Source organism: Streptosporangium sp. NPDC000095 (assembly GCF_042899335.1).
Taxonomy (GTDB): Bacteria; Actinomycetota; Actinomycetes; order Streptosporangiales; family Streptosporangiaceae; genus Streptosporangium.
This window is the reverse complement of sequence record NZ_JBIAZS010000001.1, coordinates 1,169,851-1,193,199: the sequence shown is the minus strand read 5'-3', so window position 1 is coordinate 1,193,199 and position 23,349 is coordinate 1,169,851. Positions and strand designations below refer to the sequence as shown.

Annotated in this window: 25 protein-coding genes; 14 read left to right on the top strand and 11 right to left on the bottom strand. The window is 70.3% G+C overall.

The window, feature by feature from the left end:
• Positions 1-5: 5 nt before the first annotated feature.
• Entirely contained in the window at positions 6-788 is a 783-nt protein-coding gene (locus tag ACFY3V_RS05000; RefSeq protein WP_389770071.1) for an SDR family NAD(P)-dependent oxidoreductase, read from the top strand.
• A gap of 187 nt (positions 789-975) precedes the next feature.
• On the opposite strand, the gene ACFY3V_RS04995 is transcribed toward ACFY3V_RS05000, so the two are convergent.
• Together ACFY3V_RS04995 and ACFY3V_RS04990 are read right to left on the bottom strand one after the other, a co-directional pair.
• Positions 976-1,485, bottom strand: coding sequence for an ATP-binding protein (locus tag ACFY3V_RS04995; protein WP_389770068.1), 510 nt, complete (start codon positions 1,483-1,485; stop codon positions 976-978).
• Entirely contained in the window at positions 1,482-1,745 is a 264-nt protein-coding gene (locus tag ACFY3V_RS04990) for a hypothetical protein (RefSeq protein WP_362898647.1), read from the bottom strand. The genes ACFY3V_RS04995 and ACFY3V_RS04990 overlap by 4 nt, the downstream gene beginning before the upstream one ends.
• 165 nt (positions 1,746-1,910) lie before the next feature.
• Here ACFY3V_RS04990 and ACFY3V_RS04985 point away from each other — a divergent pair, with 165 nt between their 5' ends.
• The 3 genes from ACFY3V_RS04985 (at position 1,911) to ACFY3V_RS04975 (ending at position 4,313) form a co-directional block, all read left to right on the top strand.
• On the top strand, positions 1,911-2,768 hold the full coding sequence (locus tag ACFY3V_RS04985) for a helix-turn-helix domain-containing protein (protein WP_389770064.1): 858 nt from the start codon (positions 1,911-1,913) through the stop codon (positions 2,766-2,768).
• A 23-nt stretch (positions 2,769-2,791) separates the two neighbouring features.
• Entirely contained in the window at positions 2,792-2,989 is a 198-nt protein-coding gene (locus ACFY3V_RS04980; protein WP_389770061.1) for a DUF397 domain-containing protein, read from the top strand.
• Between the two features lie 490 nt (positions 2,990-3,479).
• A complete protein-coding gene (locus tag ACFY3V_RS04975; protein WP_389770054.1) occupies positions 3,480-4,313 on the top strand; it encodes a RimK family alpha-L-glutamate ligase in 834 nt (277 codons plus the stop codon).
• An 8-nt stretch (positions 4,314-4,321) separates the two neighbouring features.
• Here the strand turns inward: ACFY3V_RS04975 and ACFY3V_RS04970 are convergent, their stop codons facing one another.
• Positions 4,322-5,083 (bottom strand): SDR family oxidoreductase, encoded by a 762-nt coding sequence (locus tag ACFY3V_RS04970; protein WP_389770051.1) that lies wholly within the window; start codon positions 5,081-5,083, stop codon positions 4,322-4,324.
• 237 nt (positions 5,084-5,320) lie between these two features.
• Between ACFY3V_RS04970 and ACFY3V_RS04965 the strand changes: the two genes are divergently transcribed.
• The 5 genes from ACFY3V_RS04965 to ACFY3V_RS04945 all read left to right on the top strand — a co-directional run bounded on the left by ACFY3V_RS04965 (position 5,321) and on the right by ACFY3V_RS04945 (position 11,417).
• Positions 5,321-7,255 carry an ABC transporter substrate-binding protein gene (locus ACFY3V_RS04965; protein WP_389770048.1) on the top strand — a complete coding sequence of 645 codons (1,935 nt, stop codon included), beginning with the start codon at positions 5,321-5,323 and terminating at the stop codon, positions 7,253-7,255.
• A 6-nt stretch (positions 7,256-7,261) separates the two neighbouring features.
• Entirely contained in the window at positions 7,262-8,296 is a 1,035-nt protein-coding gene (locus ACFY3V_RS04960; RefSeq protein WP_389770045.1) for an ABC transporter permease, read from the top strand.
• Positions 8,297-8,379: 83 nt separating this feature from the next.
• Positions 8,380-9,297 carry an ABC transporter permease gene (locus ACFY3V_RS04955; RefSeq protein WP_389770042.1) on the top strand — a complete coding sequence of 306 codons (918 nt, stop codon included), beginning with the start codon at positions 8,380-8,382 and terminating at the stop codon, positions 9,295-9,297.
• A gap of 13 nt (positions 9,298-9,310) precedes the next feature.
• Positions 9,311-10,321, top strand: coding sequence for an ABC transporter ATP-binding protein (locus tag ACFY3V_RS04950; RefSeq protein ID WP_362898631.1), 1,011 nt, complete (start codon positions 9,311-9,313; stop codon positions 10,319-10,321).
• Between the two features lie 109 nt (positions 10,322-10,430).
• Positions 10,431-11,417: an ABC transporter ATP-binding protein gene (locus ACFY3V_RS04945; RefSeq protein ID WP_362898629.1), complete on the top strand. Its 987-nt coding sequence runs from the start codon at positions 10,431-10,433 to the stop codon at positions 11,415-11,417.
• Between the two features lie 10 nt (positions 11,418-11,427).
• On the opposite strand, the gene ACFY3V_RS04940 is transcribed toward ACFY3V_RS04945, so the two are convergent.
• Entirely contained in the window at positions 11,428-12,726 is a 1,299-nt protein-coding gene (locus ACFY3V_RS04940; RefSeq protein WP_362898627.1) for a DUF2252 domain-containing protein, read from the bottom strand.
• Positions 12,727-12,971: 245 nt separating this feature from the next.
• Here ACFY3V_RS04940 and ACFY3V_RS04935 point away from each other — a divergent pair, with 245 nt between their 5' ends.
• The gene (locus ACFY3V_RS04935) at positions 12,972-13,715 is read left to right on the top strand and encodes an SDR family oxidoreductase (protein WP_362898625.1); all 744 of its coding nucleotides are present in this window, start codon (positions 12,972-12,974) and stop codon (positions 13,713-13,715) included.
• 53 nt (positions 13,716-13,768) lie between these two features.
• Here the strand turns inward: ACFY3V_RS04935 and ACFY3V_RS04930 are convergent, their stop codons facing one another.
• Positions 13,769-14,806 carry a 1-aminocyclopropane-1-carboxylate deaminase gene (locus tag ACFY3V_RS04930; protein WP_362898623.1) on the bottom strand — a complete coding sequence of 346 codons (1,038 nt, stop codon included), beginning with the start codon at positions 14,804-14,806 and terminating at the stop codon, positions 13,769-13,771.
• 40 nt (positions 14,807-14,846) lie between these two features.
• Positions 14,847-15,497: a GntR family transcriptional regulator gene (locus ACFY3V_RS04925; protein ID WP_362898621.1), complete on the bottom strand. Its 651-nt coding sequence runs from the start codon at positions 15,495-15,497 to the stop codon at positions 14,847-14,849.
• Between the two features lie 125 nt (positions 15,498-15,622).
• On the opposite strand from ACFY3V_RS04925, the gene ACFY3V_RS04920 reads away from it, so the two are divergent.
• Positions 15,623-16,351 (top strand): alpha/beta hydrolase, encoded by a 729-nt coding sequence (locus tag ACFY3V_RS04920; RefSeq protein WP_389770035.1) that lies wholly within the window; start codon positions 15,623-15,625, stop codon positions 16,349-16,351.
• Positions 16,352-16,387: 36 nt separating this feature from the next.
• Here ACFY3V_RS04920 and ACFY3V_RS04915 read toward each other — a convergent pair whose 3' ends face one another.
• From ACFY3V_RS04915 to ACFY3V_RS04905, 3 genes are all read right to left on the bottom strand, one after another.
• On the bottom strand, positions 16,388-16,588 hold the full coding sequence (locus ACFY3V_RS04915; protein ID WP_362898616.1) for a hypothetical protein: 201 nt from the start codon (positions 16,586-16,588) through the stop codon (positions 16,388-16,390).
• The gene (locus ACFY3V_RS04910; RefSeq protein ID WP_389770032.1) at positions 16,507-17,058 is read right to left on the bottom strand and encodes a BTAD domain-containing putative transcriptional regulator; all 552 of its coding nucleotides are present in this window, start codon (positions 17,056-17,058) and stop codon (positions 16,507-16,509) included. The genes ACFY3V_RS04915 and ACFY3V_RS04910 overlap by 82 nt, the downstream gene beginning before the upstream one ends.
• Before the next feature lie 203 nt (positions 17,059-17,261).
• On the bottom strand, positions 17,262-17,615 hold the full coding sequence (locus ACFY3V_RS04905) for a hypothetical protein (protein WP_362898612.1): 354 nt from the start codon (positions 17,613-17,615) through the stop codon (positions 17,262-17,264).
• Positions 17,616-17,752: 137 nt separating this feature from the next.
• On the opposite strand from ACFY3V_RS04905, the gene ACFY3V_RS04900 reads away from it, so the two are divergent.
• From ACFY3V_RS04900 to ACFY3V_RS04890, 3 genes are all read left to right on the top strand, one after another.
• Complete coding sequence (locus tag ACFY3V_RS04900; protein ID WP_362501119.1) at positions 17,753-18,499, top strand: GntR family transcriptional regulator; 747 nt, start codon at positions 17,753-17,755, stop codon at positions 18,497-18,499.
• A gap of 272 nt (positions 18,500-18,771) precedes the next feature.
• Positions 18,772-19,428 carry a GNAT family N-acetyltransferase gene (locus ACFY3V_RS04895; RefSeq protein ID WP_389770028.1) on the top strand — a complete coding sequence of 219 codons (657 nt, stop codon included), beginning with the start codon at positions 18,772-18,774 and terminating at the stop codon, positions 19,426-19,428.
• A 43-nt stretch (positions 19,429-19,471) separates the two neighbouring features.
• Positions 19,472-20,146 carry a copper homeostasis protein CutC gene (locus ACFY3V_RS04890; protein WP_350944725.1) on the top strand — a complete coding sequence of 225 codons (675 nt, stop codon included), beginning with the start codon at positions 19,472-19,474 and terminating at the stop codon, positions 20,144-20,146.
• Positions 20,147-20,308: 162 nt separating this feature from the next.
• Here ACFY3V_RS04890 and ACFY3V_RS04885 read toward each other — a convergent pair whose 3' ends face one another.
• The gene (locus tag ACFY3V_RS04885) at positions 20,309-21,556 is read right to left on the bottom strand and encodes a DUF6986 family protein (RefSeq protein WP_362898607.1); all 1,248 of its coding nucleotides are present in this window, start codon (positions 21,554-21,556) and stop codon (positions 20,309-20,311) included.
• Positions 21,557-21,713: 157 nt separating this feature from the next.
• Entirely contained in the window at positions 21,714-23,063 is a 1,350-nt protein-coding gene (locus ACFY3V_RS04880; protein ID WP_389770023.1) for an FAD-dependent oxidoreductase, read from the bottom strand.
• Between the last annotated feature and the right edge of the window lie 286 nt (positions 23,064-23,349).

Sequence of the window (23,349 nt, the reverse complement as noted above, 5' to 3'; positions counted from 1 at the left end):
CCGTCATGACGAACACCATCGACATCGCACCCATCGGCCTGCTCACCGGCAAGGTCGTGTTCATCACCGGCGCCAGCCGCGGCATCGGGGCGGCCGCGGCCCGGCTCTTCGCCTCCGAGGGGGCCGCCGTCGTGCTCGCCGCCCGCAGCACCGATGCCCTCCAGCGGATCGTCACCGAGGTCCGCGCCGACGGCGGCGTGGCGGACGCCGTGACAGTGGACCTCGCCGACCGGGAGAGCATCCGCGCGGCGGTCGACCACGTCGAGAAGCTGCACGGCCGGCTCGACGGCGCGTTCAACAACGGTGCGGCGATCCAGCAGCCCGGACCGCTCGACACGACGAGCGACGAGGACATCGAGGAGCAGTTCGCGGTGAACTTCCGCGCGCACTGGACCGCGATGACAGCCGAGGCCACGCTCATGCGCCGGGGCGGTGGCGGGGCGATCGTCAACACCTCGAGCATCGGCAGCCGCCGCGCGAACCCGGAGCTCCCCGCGTACGGCGCGATGAAGCGCGCGCTCAACAGCATCACCGAGACCGCCGCCGTGACCTGGGGACGGCAGGGGGTCCGCGTGAACGGCATCACCCCCGGCGGCACCGCGACGCAGATGATCGACGAGTGGGAGGCGGTGTCCCCGGGTGTCGTCGAGCGCATCAACGCGAGCATCCCGCTCGGCCGGATGGCCGAGCCTCGCGAGGTCGCCGAGGTGGCGGCGTGGCTGCTCAGCGACCGGGCCTCGATGGTGACCGGCGCGATCGTGCCGGTGGACGGCGGCGCCGGCGCCTGAGCTCGGGCCAATCCGTGATTCGGGTGGTTACCGAAACCGGCTCTCCAGGGTCAGGCCGATTCGGAGGACATACATCGCCTGCAGGTTAGCCCGGCCAGGACCGTAGTCGGCGCCCCCGCAAGACGTGCCCCTTGCGCACTTCACAAGGGGCACGAACGCCGGGCCTGACGGCGCATCGCCAACTGAACTACCGGGGAAACCGCAGACCGCCTTCACCGTGAGGAAAGGGAGGAGATGGGCTGTGCCTGAGCCGGAACCAGACGGCCCCGCCTACTTCGTCGTCGCGATCGGTGCCCCAGGCGCAGGCCAGGCGGTCCACCCAGCTCAGGCCGCGCCCGCTGAGGCTGTCGTCGTCGGTCGTCCGGATCACGGGCACGCTGGTCGCCGAGCCGTCGTCGATCACCTCGATGTGGATCAGGTCGTCGCCCACCCCCACCCTGACCGTCACCAGGCCGCCGGGCCTGGCCGAGTCGCTGTGCAGGACGGCGTTGGTGACGACCTCGCTGATCAGCAGTTCGAGCGTTTCCAGTCTTTCAGCGGACGCGTGGCCCTCTAGAAGCTCCAAAGCCCACCTACGAGCCGCCCCCGCTGACTGCGCGATGCCGGGAAAGTCCCGCCGCCCCACGATCCGAAGCCCGTCCCAACGCCCGGCCGCCGTATCCGCCGCGCCGGAGACGTCCTGTTCCGGCGCGCTCACGCGGCCACCGCCGACGCGACCATGTCGGCCGCGTTGTCGGCCTCGGCCCAGATCCAGTCGCGTCGCCAGATCCTCGACCACCAGGGCCGCCAGACGAAGACCCAGCCGCAGGCGCGGCGGACGACCTGGATCCGGACCCGCACCCCGCCAGGAGACATGATCTCCAGCACCGGCGCCCCGGCGACGGGGACGACCAGCGAGGTGGACACCCCAAGCCCTCGCAGACCCCAGCCGAGCCGCACGAGGTGGATGTACTGCACTTGCTGCGAATCACGCTCTCGCGCCGGTATCTCCATCACCCCGCCGCTTCTGTAGTCGTTCGATTACACTCCGATAAGCTACCTCGGGTCGTATGTTCTTGGTAGTTACCTAAGGAAGTTTCCAAAGATAGTTTTCGGACGTAAGACCTTCAGGAAGGTGCGGTCATGGCTGCCGACACGAGTCCCACTGTCCGCAGGCGTCGCTTGGCGTCGGAGTTGCGCCGGTTGCGCGTCGAACGCGGTCTGTCCATGCAGGAGGTGGCCGAGCGCATGGATCTGACGGCGGCCTCGGTCAGTCGGATCGAGACGGGTCGCAGGGGCATCCGCCCGCGAGATTTGCGTGCGTTCCTCGACATGTACGAGGTTCCCGAGGCCGACAGGGAGCCGTTGATGGCCCTGTCCAGGGAAGCGCGGCAACGAGGGTGGTGGCAGAACTACGGGGACGTGCTGCCTGGCGAGTACGCGACGCTCATCGGCCTCGAAGCCGAGGCGGCATCCGTCAGGACCTATCAGCAGACGCTGGTCCCCGGTCTACTGCAGACCGAGGAGTACGCGCGGGCGGTTGTCGCGGCTACTCGCCCCGGAGACGCGGAAGAGGAGATCGAACGCAGGGTCTCCGTGCGTATGGAGCGTCAGAAGCGACTCGCGGACGACCGCCCGCTGGAACTATCCGTGGTTCTCGGAGAAGGGGTGGTGCGTCAGCACATGGGAACAACCGAGACCACTGCCACTCAGCTCAGATACCTTGCCGAAGTCGGCCGGAGACCCAACATCATGATCCAGATCCTCCCCTACAGGGCTGGGGCGCATCAGGCGATGACCGGATCATTTAACATTGTGGGCTTTCCTGCTCCGAGTGACCTGGACGTCATCTATCTGGAGAACATGTCCAGCGGTCTGTACCTGGAGGACAGCGCTGACGTCCGACGCTACGTCGCAGTGTTCGACTACCTCAGAGCGGCGGCACTCAGTCCGGCGGATACGGCGGTTATGCTGATGAACGCGTCAAACAACCTGGTGTGAGTGTCCAGCGGAAGGGCCGTGCGATGTCCAACCCGGTAGACCCGACCAAAGTCATGTGGCGAAAGAGTTCGCTCAGCGGAGGCAACGGAGACTGCGTCGAAGTCGCGGACCTGGGTGATGCCGTTGCCGTTCGGGACTCCAAGGACCCCTCGGGTCCCAAGCTCGTCTTCGCCCGTAACACCTGGGCGGCATTCGTGACCGACCTGAAAAACGGCGCGTAGCCCGCAGCGCAACCAGAATTTCGCAGAGGGCCGGCCCGGTCGGCGTCTTTCGCCTGCTCCGACGACATCGACCCTGAAGTGGTGCGTGAGATACGCGTCAGCTACGGCGGTCGACCCTGAGCGGTCCCGTCGTGAGGGCTTCAGCATCGGAGAGCGCGCTGGGCGGCCGGAGAGTGAGCGACTACGGTCCGCACACGGTACGGCGGGGTGGGGGAGCGCGGAGGTGGGTGGGTGTTCCGGCCGGCTTATAAAAGCCCGCAACCGTCGCGCCCGAGCAGGCCGGAGGCCTGAAACACCGGGGAGCAACTGAGACGGCCGGCCGGAGCACCCACCCACCGGAGCGCGCACCTCGGATCAGCCGGAAACAGTCGCAGCGCACACCCAACCCACCCGCCACCCAAGAACACGACCCAGACCGGCCCGCAGCCGACAACACGGCCATAGGTAAGGTGCCTTATGTCCAATTGATGCTGACATAAGAGGATGCCCCATGCCTGCTTCCGCGGCGTACGTGACCTTCACGGATCCGGACAAGATCGATGACGAGAAGGGAATCGCCGTCGCCGCGTGGGCCGACCAGGGGATCACCGGTCACATCGTGCGCTGGGACGACCCCGAGGTCGACTGGGCCGCGTTCGACGCCGTCGTGGTCCGCACCGCCTGGGACTACGTGACGAGGCGGGCGGAATTCCTCGACTGGGCGCGCCACGTGGAGTCCGTCACCCGGCTGTTCAACCCGGCCGCCGTGCTGGAACGCAACACCGACAAGGTCTATCTGAAAGACCTGAAGGCGCCGATCATCCCCACCTCCTGGGTCGCGCCGGGCGAGGCCGCGGACCTCCCGCACCTCGACGAGTACGTGGTCAAGCCGTCGATCTCGGCCGGAGCCCGCGACACGATCAGGACCACGGACCGCGCACTGGCCGAGGAGCATGCCGCCAAGCTGGCGGCCAACGGCCGGACCGCGATGATCCAGCCGTACCTGGACATGGTCGAGGGCGAGGGGGAGACCTCGCTGCTCTACTTCGGCGGCCGGTTCAGCCACGCCGTCCGGCGCAGCCCGATGCTGACCGAGAACGCAACCAGGCCGGGACAGGGCGACGGCCACGGGGAGCTCCGCACCCCGGACCCCGACCAGTTCGCGCTCGCCGAGCAGGTGCTCGGCGAGTTTCCCGAGCTGCTCTACGCCCGGGTGGACCTGGTCAGGCTGGCCGACGGCAGTCCGGCGCTCATCGAGATCGAGCTCGCCGAGCCCTACCTGTTCCTGTGCTACGCGCCCGACGCCGCCGCCAATCTGGCGACCGCCCTGGCCAAGGCGATCTGACAAAAAAACTACGCGCAGCCGGAGATGCCGCCGTCGACCGGGATCACGGTCCCGGTGAGGTAGGCGCCGGCCCGCGAGGACAGGAAGATCGCGGTGCCCGCCATGTCCTCCGGGCTGCCGATCCTGCCCAGCGGGACGTGTGAGGCGACGGCCGCGCGCATCGCCGGGTCGTCGAGCGCGAAGGCCATCATCTTCGACTCGAACGGCCCGGGAGCGATCGCGTTGACCGTGATCGACTCTCCCGCGAGCCGCTGTGACAGGTGCCGGGTGAGCATGTGTACGGCCGCCTTCGCCGCCGAGTAGGCGTAGTTCTCCATCGCCGGCACCCGGAGCCCGTCCACCGAACCGATGTTGATGACCCGCGCCGGGTCCTCCGGGCTCGCGGCGGCGCGCAGCAGCGGCAGGAACCGCTGGGTGAGGTGGAACACGCCCTTGACGTTGATCCCCCAGAGCTTGTCGAAGGCGTGCTCGGGATACTCCTCCAGTGGCGCCCCCCAGGTCGCCCCGGCGTTGTTGACCAGCACGTCGAGCCGGGTCTCCCGCTCCGCGACCGCCTCGAACAGCGTGGACACCCCCTCCTGGGTGGACAGGTCGGCGGGTATCGCGGTGCACCCCAGCTCGGCGGCCGTCTTGCCGACCTCGGCCGCCTTGCGTGAGGAGATGTAGACCGTGGCCCCCGCGTCGACGAACCCGGACGCGATCATCCGGCCGATTCCCCGGGATCCGCCGGTGACGACGACCGTCTTGCCTTCCACCGAGAACAGAGTCATGTTCCGCAGCATGCCGCACCCCGCCGACCTCGTCCATACCAGCCGGTCGGTGCAGCGCATCGGCCGCCCTTTTCTCGAATAAAAATCCCTTTTGTCGGCATTCGTCCCAGAGAATCTGAAAAATAATGTCGCCAAATAAAACGAGAGTGAAACAATCTTCCACCGCCCGTTGACACGCACTGTTTGTATGGTGTGCCTTCGTTGTCAGGGAGTCACCGATCCGGAGGTGGGTACGGCATGCTCAGAAGGGGTGCGCGCCTGGCGGCGCTGAGCCTGGGACTGTCAATGGCACTCTCGACAACGGCACTTCCCATGGCGCACGCCTCACCCCCGGAACCCCCGGAACACCTCCCGTCGTCTCCAAGGCACTTCCCCCCACTTCCTGAACGCCCGCCCTCTCCCCAGCCCCTCACGCTCTCCGCCGCGGGGGCGTCGCAGTCGCAGCCACAGCAGCAGAAGAGGATCGTCCGGCTGGGCGCGACGCAGAGCGTGGACTCGATGAACCCGTTCCTGGCGGTCCGGGTGGTCTCCACGTCGATTCACCGCTGGATGTACGGCTTCCTCACGGTGCCCGACTCCAAGACCCTGAAGCCCAGCCCGGACCTCGCCGAGTCGTGGGAGACCTCACCGGACAAGCTGACCTGGACCTTCACCATGCGAGCCGGAGCCACCTGGTCGGACGGCAGGCCCGTCACCGCCCAGGACGCCGCGTGGACCTTCAACAAGATCATGACGGATGACGGGGCCAAGACGGCCAACGGCCCCGCCGTGGAGAACTTCGACACCGTGACCGCGTCCGACGACCGGACCTTGGTCATCACCACCAAAAAGCCTCAGGCATCGATGCTGGAGCTGCCGATCCCGATCATGCCCAAGCACGTCTGGGAGAGCGTCCCCGACATCGGCACCTACGAGAACGAGACCTACCCCGCCGTCGGCAGCGGCCCCTACATCGCCGTCGAGCACAGGAAGAACGCCTATGTGAGGCTCAAGGCCAACCCGTCGTACTGGCGCGGCGCTCCCGGCATCGACGAGTTGCACGTCGTCTTCTACGAGAATCCCGAGGCGGCGATCGCCGGTCTGAAGAAGGGCGACATCGACTGGATCGGCCGCCTGCAGGGCCCGCAGTTCCAGGCCCTCGCGAACGACGCGAACATCACGCAGTGGAACACCCAGGGTCGCCGGGCCGCCTACCTGCAGTTCAACCCGGGCGCCGCGACGGCCGACGGCGAGCCGATCGGCGACGGGCACCCCGCGCTGAAGGACGTCAGGGTGCGCCGGGCCATCCACCACGCGATCGACAAGAAGACCCTCGTCGAGCAGGCACAGAACGGTCTCGCCGTACCGGCGGACGGTTCGATCGTCCCGCCGATGTACCAGGAGTTCTTCTGGAAGGCCGAGGGCGAGACGGCCGTCGCCTTCGACCTGGCGGAGGCCAACCGCATCCTCGACGAAGCCGGCTACACCAAGGGCGCGGACGGCATCCGCACCATGCCCGACGGCGGACGCAGGCTGGAGATGCGCTTCAGCATCCACACCGACGAACCCGTCGAGGACAAGATCGCCCAGTTCCTCACCGGCTGGCTGAAGGACATCGGCATTCAGGTCACCACCCGCAAGCTCGACTCCAACAAGTTCACCGAGGAGACGGGCAGCACGGCCCTCTACGACATCGCGATCAGCGGCTGGTCGGTCAACCCGGACCCGGAGGAGATCCTCGCCACCCACCTGTGCAGCCGCAGGCCCACCGCGAGCGGCCAGGGCGGCGGCACCGAGTCGTTCTTCTGCGACAAGGAGTACGAGCGGCTCTACCAGGCCCAGCTGGCCGAACTCGATCGGGCCGCCAGGGTCGAGCTGATCAAGCGGATGCAGGAGCGGCTCTACACCGAGGCCCCCGTCGTCGCGCTCTACTATCCCAACAACCTGGAGGGCTACCGCAAGGACCGGATCGCCGCCATCACCCCGATCCCCGAGGACAGGGGAATCCTGTACGGCGGGAGCAGCTACTGGCCGGTCTACTCGCTGCGTGCGGTGGAGCGCGACGCCGCCCCGGCCGGGAGCGGTTCGGGAACCGGCACCGTGGTGGCCATCGCGGCGGCCGTTGTACTGGCTCTCGGCGCCGGAGCTTTCCTCCTGCGGCGCCGCCGCGCCTCCGTCGACGACCGCGAGTAGCGGCCGATGCTCACAACACCGCGGGAGATGAGAGACGGCACCGAGGAGGGCGGTGCCCGCCGGGCCGTGGTCCGCTACGCGCTGGGCAAGCTCGGCGGGGCGCTGCTCGGCATTGGGCTGGTGATCGTCGCGACGTTCTTCCTGTTCCGCCTGATCCCCGGCGACCCGACCATCGCCTACACCCGCGACGTGCCCGTCACCCCCGACCAGCTCGCCCTGCTCAGACGGCAGATGGGCCTGGATCGGCCGCTGGGCGAGCAGTTCCTGGACTTCGTGCTGCGAACCCTGCGGCTGGACCTCGGCACCTCGTACGAGTACCGCAGGCCGGTCGCCGAACTCATCGGCGAGCGGGTGGGGCCCACACTGCTGCTGGTGGGCACCGGGCTCGCCGTCGCGGTCGGCCTCGGCATGTGGCAGGGCACGAGGGCCGCCTGGCGGCACGGGGGCCGGTTCGACCGCCTCTCCACGGGAACCGCGCTCACCCTGTGGTCGGTGCCGACCTTCTGGCTGGGGCTGCTGCTGCTCATGGTCCTCGCCGCGGGGGCGGGCCCGATACCCGGCCTGTTCCCCACCCGGGGCATGCGGGACGTCGACGCGCCCGACGGGCCGCTCTACCTCCTGCACGTCGCCCATCACCTGGTGCTGCCGTGCCTCACCCTGGTCGCCGTCGTCTACGCGCAGTACCTGCTGGTCATGCGCTCCTCGTTGCTGGACGAGATCGGCCAGGACTACGTGACCACCGCCCGCGCCAAGGGGTTGCGCGACGACGACGTGCGGCGGCGCCACGCGGTGCCGAACGCGCTGCTGCCGACGGTGACCCTGGTGTTCATGCAGATCGGTTTCGTGGTCGGCGGCGCGGTCTCGGTGGAGTTCGTCTACTCCTGGCCCGGTCTCGGCCTGCTGTTCGTCGAGGCGATCAGGGGACCCGACTACGCGGTCATGCAGGGGACCTTCATGCTCGTCTGCGTCGCGGTGATCGTCATGAACACGCTGGCCGACGTGGTCTACCACGTCCTGGATCCGAGGGTGAGGTCGGCGTGAGCACGAAAAAGGAGGACACGAGGGACACGAGAGGCAGGCGGGCAGGCGAGGCGGCCTCACCGGTAACCGCCGATGGAGCCGCCATGACGTCGCGAACCGCCGATGACGACTCCGCGACTCCGCGCGCGATCGCCAGGACGCGCCGTCGCGCCGCGTTCGCGCGGTTCCGCCGCGCGTACGGCCGCGACAGGGCCGGGTTGTACGGCGCGGCGATCCTGCTGGTCGCCGTCCTGGCGGCCCTCGTCACGCCGCTGGTCACCGACCCGTCCGGCCTGGACGTGACCAGGGCGACGGGCGCCAAGATGGCTCCGCCGAGCGCCGGCTTCCCGCTCGGCACCGACGAGTCCGGCCGCTCGGTCCTGCTCATGCTCTTGTGGGGCGCGCGGGTCTCGCTGCTCATCGGGTTCATGTCCGCGCTGCTCAGCATGGTGATCGGTACGGTCTTCGGCATCGCCTCCGGGCACTTCCGCGGCTGGGTCTCCGCGGTGCTGATGCGCGTCACCGACTGGTTCCTGGTGCTGCCCGCCCTGGTCCTCGCCCTGGTGCTCGCGGCAGTACTCGGCGGCGGCACCTCCACGATCATCCTGGCGATCGGGGTGACCTCGTGGGCCTCCACGGCGAGGCTGATCCGGGCGCAGACGCTCGCGGTCGAGGCGAGGCCCTACATCGAGAGGTCCAGGGCGCTGGGCGCCGGGCACTGGCACGTGATGACCCGGCACGTGCTGCCGAACGTCGCCCCGCTGGTCCTGGCGAACACCACCCTCACGGTCGCCGGCGCGATCGTCACCGAGTCCACCCTCGCCTTCCTCGGCGCCGACTCCGGCCAGGTGTCGTGGGGCGGCATGCTGCGCGCCTCCTACGACTGGGGCGCGGCCACCTCGGGCGCCTGGTGGTACGTGCTGCCGCCGGGTCTGTGCATCATCCTGGTCGTCCTGGCGTTCACCCTCTGCGGGCGCGCTCTGGAGACCGTACTCAACCCACGTCTTCGGGGGGTCTCGTGACCGTACTCGACCGATGGTCTCCGGAGGTCTCGTGAGCCTGCTCGAACTGCGCGACGTGGCGGTGACCTACCGGAGCGCGACCGGGGACGTCCCCGCGGTGCGCGGGGTATCACTCGGACTGGCGGAGGGCGAGGCCCTCGGCGTGGCGGGGGAGTCGGGTTCTGGCAAGTCGACGCTCGCCATGTCGCTGCTGCGGCTGCTGCCGAAGAACGCGCTGGTGTCCGGGGAGATCCTGCTGGACGGCGAGGACGTGCTCACGATGAGCTGGGGGCGGCTGCGCGCGGTCCGGTGGGCGTCGGCCTCCCTGGTCTTCCAGGGGGCACAGCACGCCCTGAACCCGGTGCGTAGGATCGGCGACCAGATCGCCGAGCCGCTGCGGGTGCACGGCATGGCGACCGGCGCGGCGGCGCGGCGCAGGACGGCGGAGCTGCTGGAGCAGGTCGGCCTGCCCGCCTGGCGGGCGCGCGGCTACCCGCACGAGCTGTCCGGCGGGCAGCGCCAGCGCGTGATGATCGCCATGGCGCTCGCCTGCTCCCCACGCCTGATCATCGCCGACGAGCCGACCACCGCGCTGGACGTGATGATCCAGGCGCAGGTGCTCTCGCTCATCCGCTCGCTCATCGCCGAACACGGGATCGGCCTCATCATGATCTCTCACGACCTCTCGGTCCTCGCCGCGACGTGCGACCGGCTGGCGGTGATGTACGCGGGCCGCGTGGTCGAGTCCGGTCCCTCACGCGAGGTCTTCCTGGACGCGAGGCACCCCTACGGCCACGCGCTGGCCGAGGCGTTCCCCACCGTCGGCGACCCGGCCTCCAGGATGGCGCCGAGAGGATTGGGCGGTGACCCGCCCGACCCGGCCCACCTGCCCGCGGGCTGCTCCTTCCATCCCCGCTGCCCGGTCTCGCTCGTCTCGTGCGCGTCGGAGCCGGTCGAGCTCAGGGTCGTGGGCCGTACCGGGCCGGGTGGCGCCGAGGTGCCGCACACCGCCGCGTGCGTCCACGTCCCCGAGGAGGTCCGATGACCCCGCCGGAAACGCGGAGCGCGGAGTTCGTCGTCCGCGTCCTGTGTTCCCGAGGAGGCCCGATGATCCCGCGCGACGCGTGTGTCCACGGCGTCCCCGAGGAGGCCCGATGACCCTGCTCGAAGCGCGGGACCTGCGCGTGGAGTTCGCCTCGCGCGGGCGCCGCGCCCGCGCGGTGGACGGGGTGAACCTCGCCGTGGGCGAGGGGGAGATCGTCGCGCTGGTCGGCGAGTCCGGTTGCGGCAAGACGACGCTGGCTCGCACCCTGCTCGGCCTGGAGCGGCCCGCCTCGGGGTCGGTCCGGTACGGCGGGGCACCGCTGGCCTACTCCTCACGCGCGCTGCGGGCCCATCGGCGCGAGGTGCAACTCGTGCTCCAGGACCCCACGGGATCGCTCAACCCCCGGCACACCGTCTACGAGGCGGTGGCCGAGGGGCCGCGCATCCACCGGCTGCCCGCGGAGGCGGACCGGGTCGCCTCCGCGCTGTCACGCGCCGGGCTGCGGCCTCCCGAGCGGTTCTTCGGCCGCTACCCGCACGAGCTGTCCGGCGGCCAGCGCCAGCGCGTCGTCATCGCGGGAGCCCTCGCGCTGGAGCCCAGGGTGCTGGTCGCCGACGAGCCGGTGGCCTCGCTGGACGCGTCGGTACGCGGCGAGATCCTCGCCCTGCTGCTCCGCCTCCGCGACGAGTTCGGCCTGTCGGCGCTGGTCGTCACCCACGATCTCGGGCTCGCCTGGAACATCGCCGACCGCGTCGCGGTGATGTATCTCGGCAGGATCGTCGAGGCCGGACCCGTGGAAACGATCCTCACCGCGCCGTCGCACCCGTACACCCAGGCGTTGCTCTCGGTCCTGCCGGAGTCGCCGTCACCCGTGGTGCTGGGCGGCGAGCCACCGGACCCGACCCGCGTCCCGCCGGGCTGCCGCTTCCATCCGCGTTGCCAGGTCCTCGCCTCGGGCGCGGCGGCCGAGGCGGGGGTCGACGGGTTGTGCGCGTCACGGCCGCTGCCCGTCCTGCCCTCCTCGGCCGAGGCCCAGGTCGCCTGCCACCACGCCGAGGCCCGCCGAGGGGTGGAGGTCGAAAACGGGAGACAGTGACCGGGAGAGGTCACAGACCGGGGAGGCGGCCGTTCCTGAACAGGTCGACGAAGAGACCGTGGTCGGCCCTCGCCCGTGCCCCGTAGGTGTGGGCGAACTCGACGAGGCCGCGGGTGAAGCCTTCGGTGTCGCCGTCGATCACGGCCACGATCGCGTCCTCGGTGGAGAAGTCGACCAGGTCGTGGCTGGACTCGTCGTCGGCCACCGAGTGCATCCTGGCCACGGCCCGGCCCAGGTCGCGGATGACCGAGGACAGCTCGTCCGGCTCGTTGACGTCGCCCCAGTCCAGGTCGGCGGAGTAGGGGGAGACCTCGGCGACCATCTGGCCGACGCCGTTCAGCGTGGTGTAGCCGAGCCACGGGTCGGCGTACGCCTGCAGGGCCCGCTGCGACTCCGCGGTGCGGTGGCCCTGGTGTTTGAAGTAGCCGTGCACCTTCTCGTCGGTGATGTACCGCGCGACGGCCGGCACCTGGGCCTGCTTCATGTAGAGGATGACGTCGTTCTCCAGTGCCTGGGTGTGGCCCTCAAGAAGCATGTTGTACGAGGGCAGCCCGGCCGAGCCGATCCCGACGCCGGTGCGCAGCGCGAAGTCCTTGATCGTGTGCTCCATCTCGGAGACCGCGGGAAGGGTCGTCAGATAGTCGCGGAAGGCCACCTCCACCGCCTCGCGAGTCTCCTGGTCCACCGGGTAGCGGCCGTCCATGACGGCGAACCTGCGGTCGAAGTTCTCGATGGTGGTCTCCAGCTCCAGCAGCGCCACCCGGGTGTTCAGCCGGGCGTGCTGCAGCACCCGGTGCAGCACGCCGGTGGTGGTCTCCAGGGTGAGTGAGCCGATCGCGTCGTCCCCGCCCTCCGAGATGCCGTGCAGCTCGGAGAGGTAGGAGTGGGCGAACCCGGTCACCAGCTCGCCGATGGCGTCGTCCGACAGCGCCTTGGCGTACCCGATGAGCGCGACGCTGGCCGCGAACCGTCGCAGGTCCCAGATGTACGGGCCGACGTAGGCCTCGTCGAAGTCGTTGACGTTGAACACCAGGACGCCCGAGGCGTTCATGTAGGTGCCGAAGTTCTCGGCGTGCAGGTCGCCGTGGATCCAGACGCGTCGCGTCTGGTCGTCGAGGAAGGCGTCGTCGGCGAACTCGCCGGTCATGTCCGCGTAGAACAGGCAGGCACTGCCCCGGTAGAAGGCGAAGGGCGAGGCGGCCATCTTCCGGAACTTGCGCCGGAAGGCGGCGGGGTCACGCTTCATGGAGTCACCGAACTCGGTGATGAGGACGTCGAGAATGCGCGCCGAGCGCCCATCGGTGGTCATGGTGGGCAGATTAGGTCGCGGGACCGAAATTCCGCCAGGGCCGGAGCATTACGGATCTGGAACGCACCAAGGAACCGCTCCCGTTCCCATCCGGTGCGCGGGCTCCGGCACGGCTGTCCGAAAGGAGGAGAGGCATCGACAGGCACGCCGGTTGATCATAGATTCGCGGGGAGCCGAGGGGCACGGACGGGGAGCGGACGCGAAGGCCACGGCCGGGGAGTTCACGGGAGAGGCGGAGGGGCGACATGGCAGTGCTCGAAGGCAGGACGGCGGTGGTCACCGGGGGGTCCAGGGGCATCGGCCGGGCGATCGTGGAGCGCCTCGCCCGCGACGGGGCGGACGTCGTCTTCGGCTACGCGAACGCCGCCGTGTCCGCGAGCGAGGTGGAGGAGGCCGTCAAGGAGGCGGGCGGCAGCGCCCGCGCCGTCCAGGTGGACCTCGCCAGGCGCGGCGCCGCGGAGTGGCTGATGGAGACCGCCGAGCAGGTCCTCGGCGGCCTCGACATCCTGGTGAACAACGCCGCGCTGAGCTTCACCCCGATCTCCATCGCGGAGACCAGCGAGAAACTGTACGACCGCGCCATGGCGGTCAACGCCAAGGCCGCCTTCCTCACCATCCGGTACGCCGCGAGGCACATGCGCGACGGCGGCCGCATCGTCAACATCTCCACTCTCAACACCGTCCGCCCCGCGGCCGGTATCGCCCCCTACGCGGCGAGCAAGGGCGCGCTCGAACAGCTGACCGCCGTCGCGGCCCGCGAGCTCGGCGGGCGGGGCATCACCGTCAACACGGTCTCTCCGGGCGCGACGGACACCGACCTGCTGCGCGGTACCAACCCGGAGAAGGTCCTCACCGAGATCGCCGCGCTCACCCCGCTCTCCCGCCTCGGCGCGCCCTCGGACATCGCGGACGTCGTCGCCTTTCTGGTGGGACCCGACGGCCGCTGGCTCACCGGCCAGAACCTCCAGGCCAACGGCGGCCTCAGCTGAGCCGCGCGGTCAACGACGCCGAGGGGGCGTTCGAGCGCGAGCCGTGAGCGGGGTCAGGTGACCGGAATCGCGTGGGTGAACAGGCCGCTGTAGGCGTTCAGCGCCGGCTGGCCGCCCAGGTGGGCGTACAGGACGGTGGAGTCGCGGGGGATCTCCCCGCCGGTGACGAGGTCGATCAGACCGGCCATCGACTTGCCCTCGTAGACCGGGTCGATGATCACGCCCTCCAGTTCGCCGGTGAGCCGGATCGCGTCCAGGGTCGACCGGACGGGGATCCCGTACAGGTCGCCCGCCCACCCGTCGAGGATGGTGATCTCGTCCTCCCTCAGGGGGCGGCCGACGCCGATGAGCTCGGCGGTGGCCCTCGCGATCCGGGCCACCTGGTCGCGGGTCTCCTCGAGCTTCGCGCTCGCGTCGATCCCGATCACCCGGCGCGGCCGGCCGCCGGCCTCCTCCAGGGCGGCGAACCCGGCGATCATGCCGGCCTGGGTCGAGCCGGTGACCGCGCAGACCACGACGGTGTCGAAGAAGACGCCCAGCTCACGTTCCTGCTCCGCCACCTCGTACGCCCAGTTCGCGAACCCGAGCCCGCCGAGCCGGTGGTCGGAGGCGCCCGCCGGGATCGGGTACGGCGTGCCGCCGCGCGCCTTCACGTCCTCGATCGCCCGGTTCCACGAGTCCTTGAAGCCGATGCCGAAGCCGGCCGGGTCGAGCCTGACCTCGGCGCCCATGATCCGGCTCAGCATGATGTTGCCGACCCGGTCGTTGACGGAGTCGGGCCAGTCGACCCAGTTCTCCTGCACCAGCACCGCCTTCAACCCCAGCGACGCGGCGACGGCGGCGACCTGGCGGGTGTGGTTGGACTGGTATCCGCCGATCGACACCAGTGTGTCGGCACCCTGGGCGAGCGCGTCGGGGACGATGTACTCGAGCTTGCGGGTCTTGTTGCCGCCGTACGCGAGCCCGGAGTTGCAGTCTTCGCGCTTCGCCCAGATGGACGCCCCGCCGAGATGCCGGGTGAGCCGCGGCAGCGGATGGACGGGACTCGGCCCGAAGGTCAGCCGGTGGCGGGGGAAATCGGACAGGGTCATGCTCGCTCCACGGTGGCGGGGAAATCGGACAGGGGCATGCTCACTCCTCGGTGGCCGGCAGCGTGCGCCAGGTGTCGAAGGCGATCGCCGCCGCCTGGTCCGCGTCTCCGGCGGCGCAGAACCGGATCAGCGTTTCGTGCCGGGTGAGGGAGGCACGCCCGCCCAGCGAGGAGAAGCGCAGCCGCTCGGCGCGGCGCAGCACCGGCGTGAACTGGTCGAGGACCGAGGTCAGGGCCCGGTTCGAGGCCACCCGCACGGGGATGCCGTGCAGTTCGTCGTCGGCGAGCAGGGCCGCCTCGACGTCGCCCTGCTCGATCGCCGCGCGGAACCGGTCGTTGGCCTCGCGCATCGCGTCGAGGTCGGCTTCGGTGAGACCGCCCACCGCCTCACGGACGGCGAGCTCGTGCATCGCCGCCACCACGTCGCGGGCTTCACGGATGTCGCGCAGGTTCAGCGAGCTCACCGTCGTGGAGCGTCCCGGCTGGGCCACGACCAGCCCGGCCTCCGCGAGCCGCAGCAGCGCCTCGCGGACAGGGGTGCGACTGACCCCCAGCCGGGTCGCCAGCTCGACGTCGCGTAACTGCTCGCCCGGCGCGAGGCTGCCGTCGACGATGGCGTCGCGCAGGCGCTGGTAGACGTTGTCACGCAGGAGATGTCGGTCGATGGCGGGCGTGTTGTGCGGGATGGGCATGCAATATATTGCGCACACCGAGCGGGAAACTTCAAACCGGGCTGCGAGGTTGACGGTGCTAGCAATATATTGCATATTTCCCTCATGAGCAGCAGCCGCCGCTCTCTTATCGAGAGGAAGTCCCGATGAGCACCACGTCCCGCGAGCCCACCGTCGTCCTGGTCCACGGCGCCTTCGCCGAGTCCGCGAGCTGGAACGGTGTGGTGGCCGACCTCCGGCGCCGCGGCTACCCGGTCATCGCCGTCGCCAACCCGCTGCGCGGACTGCGGGAGGACGCCGCGTACCTGCGCAGCGTGCTCGACAGCCTCACCGGCCCGATCGTGATCGCCGGCCACTCGTACGGCGGATCGGTGATGAGCGAGGCCGCCGACGGCGCCGACGGCGCCGTAGCGCTCGTCTACATCGCCAGCTTCAACCTCGAGGTCGGCGAGAGCACCGGCGAGCTGGCGGCCAGGTTCCCCGGCGGTGAGCTCGGCTCCGCCCTCTACCAGGTGCCGTACCCGGCGGCCGGTGGGGGCACCGGGACCGACCTCTACATCCGGCAGGACGGGTTCCGTGAGGTGTTCGCCGCCGACGTCGACCCGGAGACGGCCGCGCTGATGGCGGCCACGCAGCGGCCCATCGAAGCGAACGCGCTGGCGGACAAGGCGACCAGGGCTGCCTGGAAGACCATCCCGTCCTGGACCATGGTCACCACCCAGGACCTGGCCATTCCCGCCGAATCCATGCGCTTCATGGCCAAGAGGGCGGGGTCGACGACCGTCGAGATCGACGCCTCCCACGCCGTCACCGTCTCCCAGCCCGCCGCCGTCGCCGACCTCATCGACGCCGCCGCCCGCGCCACCGCCTCCTGACGCGGCCACACTGCCGCCGCACGATCCCGGAGCGGCTCACCCGGCCGGAGTCCACCGCGAACGGAAATGTTCGCGGCGGTGCGTGGTCCGGCCGGGGCGGCGCTCGTAGTCCTTCAGGGTGATGGCGTTCACCGTCCACCGGATGTCCTTGGCGATCAGGCCCTTCCGCGGCACGTAGGGCAGAAGCTTGTAGTTCTGGCTGACGAACCAGGCCATGAACCGGCTCTCGGGGACCATCCGCCTGCCCACCTCGTCGCCCGCCCCCGGCATCCCGCCGCGTACTCGCGCATGGCCTCCTCGTACTCGTACGAGGAGGCCATGCGCGGTGGTCGCCGCCCGCGGGAGCCGGTTCCCCGGCGAGGACGTAGGCGCCGAGCTCGTCCGCTGGCATCCGCCGCGTCTCCTCGAACGCGAGCAGAGCCTCCGCCTGCCCGCCACCCGCCCGCGGGCGCGCATGAGAGGGCTCCTGAGTCTTTCCCCCAACGGGTAGCAGGTGCAGTTCGGGCACCGCGGCCCGGTGCTCGCCCCGCTGAAGGGGCGGCCTCGATGCGGTCCTCCGGGGCGCCGAGCCTGCGCTTCTCCAGTCGCAGGACCAGGGCCCGCACGGAGGTGGCGTCCGCGGCGTCGGCGAGCGCGGGTCCCCGCCACAGCTCCAGGGCCTCCCGCAGCGGTACGGAGGGTGATCGTCTTCCCTCGTGTGGTCTCACGTCTTCCGTCCCAGCGGGTCGCCCGCCGTCGGAGGCGGAGGTGAGGGGAGGCGAGCGATCACGTCCCGGCGGGTCCCTGTCCCGTCAGGACGCGTTTCCGTGATGGGAAGCGCGCCCTGGCGGGCGTGGGGGACCCGCCAGGACGCGTTCCGCCCCCGGCGCGGCGACGGAGGACCCCGGCGAGGGATGGGGTCCTCGGTCCGCTAGTCGCGCTCGGAGCCTGTGGCGGCGAAGGCGTGGACAGAAAGGTCCGCCGCCTCCTCCGGGAGGTCGTCGTCGGGTGTGGGCCGCCGGTAGTGCCGTGAGATGAGACGGGCCGCTCCCGCCGGGTCGTCGGCCGGGTGGGACGACTCGATGCCGTCCTCATTCCAGACAAACAACCCGTTTTTACACCAAACGGTTAGATCGGTCATTACCGAGAGCACGGACATGCCGTTTCCGTTGCTCTGGTAGGTGTGGGTGAATCCCTGGCGGTGCAACGCGTAACGCAGCAGACGCGTCGCCTCGCGGGGCTCACGCCAGGGCGCGTGCGGCGTGTTCGTGCGGACCGACAGCACCGGCTTCCACCCCCCTCGTAGACCTTTCGGTGGATTTGTACCAACGATTGGATGATGCGGGTCTTGGGAGGTTGGGTCAAGGGGCTGTTCCCCACTAGAACCAGATCGTCTAGTTTTGTTGGCACAAAGGGGACTTAATGGCACGGTCAACGCTGTATCAACAGGTGGCCTCCGACCTGCGGAGGACCATCTACTCCGGTGCGCTCGGACCGGGAGATCAGCTGCCGACCGAGGCGGAACTCATGCTCGTGCACCAGGTGAGCCGCAACACCGTACGGCTCGCCCTCGGCGAGCTCGTGAACGAGGGCCTGGTCACCCGCACCCCCCGCAGGGGAACCGTCGTGAGGGAACGCCGCCCGCTGCTCATGCATCCCCAGCGCGAGCTGCAGCCGCGGCGCGAGGAGACCATGGAGGCCTTCGCCTGGGCCGTCTCCCGCGAGGGGCGCGCGCCGAGTCAGGAGATCGAGGTCTCGATCGTGCAGCCGGCCGAGGAGATCGCCAGCAGGCTGGAACTCTCCGACGAGGAGCTCGCCGTGGTCCGCCGCAGGCTGCGCTTCGTGGACGGCCAGCCGTACAACACCAACGACTCCTACTTCCCCCTCGCCCTGGTCGCGGACTCCGAGATCACCCGCCCCGGTGACATCAAGCGCGGGGCGAACAAGGTCCTGGAGGAACTCGGCCACCGTCAGGTGCGGGTGGTGGACGACATCTGGGCGCGGATGCCCAACAGCGCCGAGAGCGAACGACTCCAGCTCCAGCTCGGCACGCCGGTCGTCGTCTACATCCGGGTCGGCTACGACGAGGACGACACCCCCGTGCGCGTGGCGGTCTCCGTCCTGCCCGCGGACAAACACCTGATCCGGTACGAGCTGGAAAGCCGTTGACGTCTCCGTGACCGCCCTGACGGGCCGGCCGCCGTTCCGCCCGCGCCGCGGGCGAAAACAGGGTCGCGCCCGCCGGGTGGCTAGACGCCGCTCTCCGCGCCCGCCCGCGCCTCTCGTTCCGCTGGGCCTCTCCCCGCCTCCCCTCCCCGGCGCGGCCCCGCCGCTCACCCCAGACCCCTAGGCATCCGCCTAGCCCGACATGGCTGCCGTGCGCCATCACGTGGTCACACTCCGTGTCATCTCACGCACCAAACGCAACGAAGGGATGAACCATGCACTCGAACACCGCCAGTCCCACCGCCACGCGCCCGTTCACGCTGCGCAGGGCCACGGACGGTGACCTCGACGGAGTGCTCACGCTCCTCGCCGAGACCGCCGGATGGCTGAACGGCCGCGGCGTGCGGCAGTGGCCCGCGGACGGCTTCCCCGCCGGGCGCATCACCCCGCTGATCGGCGAGGGGGTCCTGTACCTGCTGGAAAGGCAGGCCGAGGAGGAGAGGGCGGACCTGGACGCCGACGACGGACACGTCTGGGAGGGCGGGCCCGTCGCCACCCTCGCCCTGGACGGCCACGCCGACCCCGAGTTCTGGAGCCGGGACGACGATCCCTCCTCGGCGCTCTATGTCCACAAGCTGGCCGTGGCGCGCGACCACGCCGGTACGGGCCTGGGAGAGGCGCTCCTCGACTGGGCGGGCCTGCGAGCCCTGGCCTTGGGGAAAAGATGGCTCAGGCTTGACTGCTCCAAGGACAACTCAAGGTTGCAGGACTACTATCGGGGACAGCGTTTCGCGCATCTCCGCACGGTCGACCTGCCGCACCGCGCCTCGGGCGCCCTGTTCCAGCGGCCGGGGGGCCTGCGCGCTCGCGCGTCCGGCCTCGCGCTGCCCTTCTCGGACCGGCGCGGAGCGTTCGTCCCCGAGCATGTCTGAACCACGGCGATCCCAGGACAAAACCATCCGATAGCCTCCATCCATGACCGGATCCTTACTTGAGGTGATCACGCTCGATGTGCGTGACGCCGTCGCCGCGGAAGCGGGCGGCGCCGATCGCCTGGAGGTCGTCGCCGACATGACCTCCGACGGGGTCACCCCGGCGGTGGAGACGGTCGCGGCGATCTCCAGGAAGTGCGCGCTTCCGCAGATGGTGATGTTGCGCGCGGAGGCGTCGTTCCTGGCCACGCCCGAGTCGCTGAAGGCCCTGAGCCGCGCTGCCAGGGCCCTCGCCGACGCGGGCGCGGCCGGGTTCGTGTTCGGCTTCCTCGACGAGGCGGGAGCGGTCGACCTGGCCGCCACCGAGACGCTCATCCACGCGGTCGCGCCGCTGCCCTGGACCTTCCACCGGGCGGTGGACCACGCGGCCGACATCCAGGCGAGCTGGCGTGCCGTCCGTCTCCTGCCCAACCTCGCCACCGTGCTCACCTCAGGTGCGCCCGGTGGCGTGGCGGACGGGCTGCCGGTGCTCAAGACCCGGTGCGAGGCCGGCGACGGCCCGCTGATCATGGCCGGGGGTGGGTTGCGGCCCTGCCACGTCGGAGCGCTGATGGAGTACGGCGTGCGGGCTTTCCACGTCGGCAGCGCCGTGCGGGCGTCCTGGTCGGACCCGGTCGACGCCCGCCGGGTCCGCGAGTGGCGCACCCTGATCGACTGAGCCCCACAGGGCCTCGTCGGGCCTCGACGAGGCCCTGTGGGGGCGCGATGATCGGCCGCGAGAGACGGTGGGATCCCCGCCGTGCCACCCGGATCGGGCCTCCCCCGGGGGAACCCGTGCCCGGCACCCGTGGCCGAGACCGGACCCTGGAGGTGACCGGGGTCAGGCCGGTGGCTTCGCGAGGCCGTCGCCCAGTGCCAGGTCGGCGCGGCGGAGAGCGGCGGCCATGGTCTTGACCGTGGCGGGCTCGTCCATCACCCCCTCACCGGCGTCGCGCCGCTCCTCCCAGGCGCGTACCCGGTGGGCGTACTCCCCGTACCGGGACAGGTGGAAGGCGTAGACCGCCGCGTACCGGCTGACCAGGTGTGACGGGTGCATGTCCCAGCCCTGGTAGAAGCCGTGCTTCAGGGAGTGCCCGACGAGCTCCGCGTGGCGCCGCCACAGGGCCCGCACGTCACTCCCGCCGTCCGAGGCGGGAGAGGCGGCCAGCGAGCCGTCCGACAGTTCCACCCCGGTCCCGGCGAAGACGGTCTGCATGACGTGCCTGGCGTGGTCGCAGGCGGGGTGGTCCAGCCGCTGCTCGTGCGGTGGAAGGGCGCAGCTCGCCGTGTAGTCGAAGACACCGAAGTGGGCCGCGGCCAGCCTGCCCCGCAGGGAGGTCACCAGGCCCGCGTCGAGGAACAGCACCGTCTGCGGCGCCTCCACCTGGATCTCGAACCTCAGTGCGCCCCGGCCGAGACCCAGTCCGTCCTCCAGCGCGTCGAGGCAGTCGGCGAACTGGTACAGGTAGTCCCTCATCAGCACCTTCGGGAAGGTGACCACGAAGCCTTCGGGCAGGTGCCCGGCCCGATCGAGCACGCCGGTGAGGAAACCGTCCAGGGTCCTGACGGCGCGGACCGGGTCGCCGTCGGCGAACGACTTCACCCGCAGCCCCCAGCGGCGGGGGAGCGTCCCGGCCGCGTGCATGGCCGCGATCGCCTTGGCTGCGGAGGAGGCGTGGCCGTCCTCCTCCCCGGGGCGCGTCCCGTAGCCGTCCTCGAAGTCGATCCGCAGGTCCTCGACGGGCTCCCCGGCGAGCTTGGCGGCCACCATCCGGTGCACGGCTCCGGCGACGTCCTCGCCCGCGCCGAAGGGCGCACCGAGGGGGGCACCGGGGGCACCGAGAACAACGCCGGGGGTCGTGCCGAGGATCACGGCGAGGTCGCCCGCCGGCAGGTGCCGCCGGAACAGCTCCAGCGCGGCGTCCCCCCACTCCCGCGTCGTTCCGGCGTCGAACCGGTCGGCGGGGACGTAGACCGTGTGCACGGGCTGCCAGTCGGCCGGTCGGTACGGGTACAGCGCGGACTGCTCACGGTGGGTCTGCTCGAAACCCGGGATCAGGGCGGACGGGTCGGCGAGCGTGACGCGCATGCTGGTGCTCCTCCTGGACGTGCTGGTTCGCGCGGGGGCCGGTTCGGGGCGGGCGTGCCGGTTCGACCGGGGCGCGAGTGCGAAAGCGCCCGGTTCACCGGCCATTCCCGGCTTTTGGCCGGTTCGGTCGGTAAGGGCTGCCCGGCCGGTCGCCGGTTCAGCCCGCCTGGCCGGTTCGGCCGGCCTCCAGATCGCCTCCCGACCGTAGCTCCAGATCACAGGCGGTGAGCATGGCGGCGAGGCCGAGGAGCTTCACCCGCTCTCCTCGGTCGAGGGACCTGGCCAGAGCCGCCTCGGCCGCCTCGATGGCGAGCCAGTGCTCGTAGGTGATCGGCGAGACGCCCCGGGAGGCGAGAAGCTCGTCCGGGTCCGCGCGGCGGACAGGACCGAGGTCGGCCAGGTCGGCGAGGAGGGTGCGGACCGTCTCCGCGGCGTCGGACTTGTTGGTGCCGATCACACCGGTGGGACCCCGCTTGAGCCAGCCCGCGACGTATTCGCGGTCGCGGACCCGGCCGGCCTCGTTCGGCACGGTCATGGTGGTCTCCGAGAAGGGGACACCGGGCAGTGGCACGCTCTGGTAGCCGACCGAGCGCAGCACCATGCCGACCGGGAGGGTCTCGAACTCGCCGGTGCCGACCACCCGGCCGTCCTCCAGCCGGGTGCGCTCCAGCCTGAGCGCCTCCACCCGCCCTTCGCCGAGGATCTCCACCGGGCGCATCCAGAACCGCACGTCCAGCCGCCGGGGAAGGCCCCTCGCGGGGCGGGTCGCCCAGCTCCGCAGCACCTCGACGTTCCCCCGGACCTGCCGGGAGGCCGCCGTGACGTCCGCCACGCACTCCTCGGGCCGTACGCGCACGTCCGCGTTGGCCAGCTCGCCCAGCTCCCTGAGCTCCTTCAACGTGAACTTGGCGTGCTCGGGCCCCCGGCGCCCGATCATGTGGACGGTCTTCACCTCGCTGGCGGCGAGCCGGGTCAGCACCTCCTCCGGCACGTCCGTGGCGCGCAACTCCTCCGCGGTCTTGGCCAGGACGCGCACCACGTCGACCGCCACGTTGCCCACGCCGATCACCGCGACCTCGGGGCTGTCGAGGACGAAACGGTCGGCGGGCATGTCGGGGTGACCGCAGTACCAGTTGACGAAGTCGGTGGCGGCCACACTGCCCGGCAGGTCCTCGCCGGGAATGCCCATCCGTCGGTCCACCATCGCGCCGGTGCAGTAGACCACGGCGTCGTAGCAGTCGAGCAGGTCGGCGACGTCGACATCCTTGCCCAGCTCGACGCCCCCGAGGAACCGCACCTCGGGAAGCTCCAGCACGCCGCGCAGGTATCCGGCTATCGACTTGATCGAGGTGTGGTCGGGAGCCACTCCGTACCGCACCAGCCCGTACGGCGTCGGCAGCCTTTCCAGCACGTCCACCCTGAGAGGCACGGTGGCCTGTTTCGTCAGAGCCTCGGCGGTGTAGATCCCGGCGGGTCCTGACCCCACGATCGCGACTCGCAGTGACATATCGCCTCCTCGGCGTTGGATGTCATGAACGCGACGCCCTGCTCGATTCTGTATCACCGAGGGGGGCGACTGCCAGACTCACGCGCCGACATGATCGAGCCTTTCTTCGGTGAACGGCGGATGCGGTGATCAAGATGTCATCCGATGCCGGGTTCCGCCTCCCGTCGTTGAAAGATCCTCCAGGGGGGCGTCGGGGGCGTGTTCCCGTGTTCTCCCGAGTGGACCCCCGCCCACCCGACGGTGGACCGGTCGGGGGCGTCCGGAGGCCGGAATACCGCAGGAGAAA